Raw genomic sequence first — 2615 nt, forward strand, 5'->3', positions numbered from 1 at the left:
CGCCTGCATCAGCGACTGCATCATCTGGCTCTCGGCCGAGATGACCTTGGCGTTGGCTTGGTAGTTGCGCTGCGACGTCATCAGGCTGACGAGTTCGGAGGTCATGTCCACGTTCGACTGCTCGATCGCACCCACCGTCAGCTCGCCGGCCATGCCATTGCCAGGTGTGCTGTACAGCGGTGTCCCTGAGGCGCTGGAACTGCTCCAACTGGTGCTATTCACGGCAGTGAGCTCGCTCTCGTTGGGGAACGTCGCCAGTGCCAGGGTGCCGACCTTCTGCTTTTGGCCATTGCTGTACTGCGCGATCACTGCGCCGTCGTCGGACAGTTCTACGCCCACCAGAGAGCCGGACGCGTAGCCGTTGGCCGCGTTGACAGTGTTGGTGGTCTCGCCAGCGAACTGGGTGGTGCCCGTGTAGTTCACTGCAAGGCTTATGAGGCCCGCACCGGGTGGTGTGAGAGCCAGTGTCAACGTGGGCGCTGGATTGGGCAGTTGCCCTGCTGTGTCGAACTGGAGTGATTGAGGTGTGCCTGTGCTGACACCATCAAAGGCGTAGTGAACGGTGACCAGATTGGTTGCCGGTGTGGGCTCTTTCACAAAGTACTGCGTGACTGTGTGCTTGGTACCCAGCGAGTCATAGACCACTGAAACCTTCGAGGCGTTGTAGGTCAGCGGGTCTGGGGTGGCTGGCGCAGTGGCGGGCGGGACAGGAGCGGTCGGAGGGACGAATGCGCCCCCAGTTGGTGGTGTCCAGTCGGCCGACAGGTTGGCCACGTACTGCAGTGATGTACTGGCTTGCGCAGCCACCTGCCCAGAGGGTACCTTGAGGTTTCCCATAGGCCCCAGGCCGGCGCCAGCGACCGGTGTGCCGGTGGCGTCCACAACGACGTTGTAGCCCTGCACCTTGCGGTTGAAGGTGTCGATCAGATAGCCATCCTTGTCGGTAGCGAAGATGCCCACCCGCGAGTACACCTCTACGCCTGTAGAGTCCTTGGTGACGAAGAAACCCCGGCCCTGAATCATGGCGTCCAGGCCACGGCCCGTGGTGAGCGCGTCACCACCGATGTCGATACTTTGGGTCAGAGATCCGATCTGGGCACCGGTAGGTTGTTTGCCTGCGTACATCGACGAAAAATTGGCGCGACTGGACTTGAAGCCAAAGGTGCCGGAGTTGGCGAGGTTGTTGCTGATGGTGTCCAGCGACGTGTTGATGGCGTTGATGCCGGAGAGTGCGATTTCGAAGCTCATGGCGGTTCCTTGTTCAGTGGCTGTGGGTGGAGGGCTGGCCGTTGAAGCCAGTGATCAGACCGGGCTGCACCTGGCCGGCACCGGTGACGTTCAAAAGCGGCATGCCCGAGCTCGACAGCTGCACGCTGCTCAATGTGCCGGTGATGTCCAGCGGCGGCGTTTCCTTGTTGTCGGCGACGATTTCCATGCTGTAGGTGCCCGCTGGCAGGCCCAGCTTGGCGGGGTCGATCGTGTAGTGCGCCGCGCCGGGGTTCAGCGTGCCCAGTTCGATGCGCTGGGTGCTGCCGTCGCTGGCGGTGAGGACCAGCGTGTTCTGCGCGCTGAGGTTCTCCAGCGTGAAGCCGATCTGGACGGGCTCCCCGGCCAGGGTCATGGTGTCGCTGCGCACCGTGATCTGCGAGCCGACCTGGGCACCGAGGGACAGCAGCTGCAAGCTGGACAGGATGGACGTGCTCGCCGCGCCCTGGTCGGTCAGCTTTTGCAGCGCCTCCATCTGGCTGAGCTGGGCCAGCTGGCCGACGAATTCGCTCGGGTCCGTGGGCTCCAGCGGGTTCTGGTTCCTGATCTGGGCGACCAGCAGAGTGGTGAACAGGTTGGAGACGGATGCCGCCGAGCCCGCCGCGCTGGCAATGCCCGTGTCGGCGCCGGCGCTCTGGCCGCTGGTGGAGGAAGGGGTTTGCATGGGATCAGCCTTCGCCGAGTTTCAGGAGGGATTGCTGCATCGACTTGACGCGGCTGAGCACCTCCACATTGGTTTCAAAGGCGCGCGATGCCGACAGCATGTCGGTCATCTCGGCCACCGGGTTGACGTTGGGGTAGAACACTTCGCCCTGGTCGTTGGCCAGCGGGTGGCCCGGTTCGTAGACCTTGCGCAGGGGCTCGGTGCTCTGGATCACGTCGAGCACCTGCACGCGCGCTCCGGGCAGTTGATCGCCGCTGCCCGCCTGGTTGATGGCCGAAAACACTGGCTTGCGCGCACGGTAGGTGTCGGCTTCGTTGCCGGCCGCCGACTGGGCGTTGGCCAGGTTGCTGGAGATGGTGTTGAGGCGCACGGTCTGGGCCGTCATGGCCGAGCCGGTGATCTCGGTGATCATTCGGAATGACATGGTCTTACTGTCCTGCGATGGCTTTGGCGAGGCCCTTGAGCTTCATGTTGGTGAAGGCCAGGCTGGTCTGGAAGTCCGAGGCGTTCTGCGAGAAGACGGCCTGCTCCACGCCCAGCTCGACGGTGTTGCCGTCCTGGGAGGGGTGGTTGGGCACGCGGTACAGCAGATCCGCGTCGCCGGTGTCCAGCGCCAGGCTGTCATGGCTGTCGCGGGTGCGGCTGAGCGCCGCGGAGAAATTGATGTCGCGCGCCTGGTAGCCAG

3 protein-coding genes and 1 pseudogene are annotated in these 2615 nt (G+C 63.6%); all 4 read right to left on the bottom strand.

What is annotated here, in order from left to right; genetic code table 11:
* Positions 1-1248, bottom strand: a 1248-nt coding sequence (locus QZH66_RS14965) for a flagellar hook-basal body complex protein (RefSeq protein ID WP_305806709.1), incomplete at its 3' end; no start/stop codon positions are given.
* Positions 1249-1261: 13 nt separating this feature from the next.
* Positions 1262-1930, bottom strand: a complete 669-nt coding sequence (locus tag QZH66_RS14970; protein ID WP_305806710.1) for a flagellar hook capping FlgD N-terminal domain-containing protein — start codon at positions 1928-1930, stop codon at positions 1262-1264.
* Positions 1931-1934: 4 nt separating this feature from the next.
* Positions 1935-2354, bottom strand: coding sequence for a flagellar basal body rod protein FlgC (gene flgC / locus QZH66_RS14975; protein ID WP_305806711.1), 420 nt, complete (start codon positions 2352-2354; stop codon positions 1935-1937).
* 4 nt (positions 2355-2358) lie between these two features.
* Positions 2359-2615 (bottom strand): annotated as a pseudogene (flgB, locus tag QZH66_RS14980) (flagellar basal body rod protein FlgB); the annotation flags it as partial.

This window comes from Stenotrophomonas sp. YIM B06876 (genome assembly GCF_030711595.1).
Classification (GTDB): domain Bacteria; phylum Pseudomonadota; class Gammaproteobacteria; order Xanthomonadales; family Xanthomonadaceae; genus Stenotrophomonas.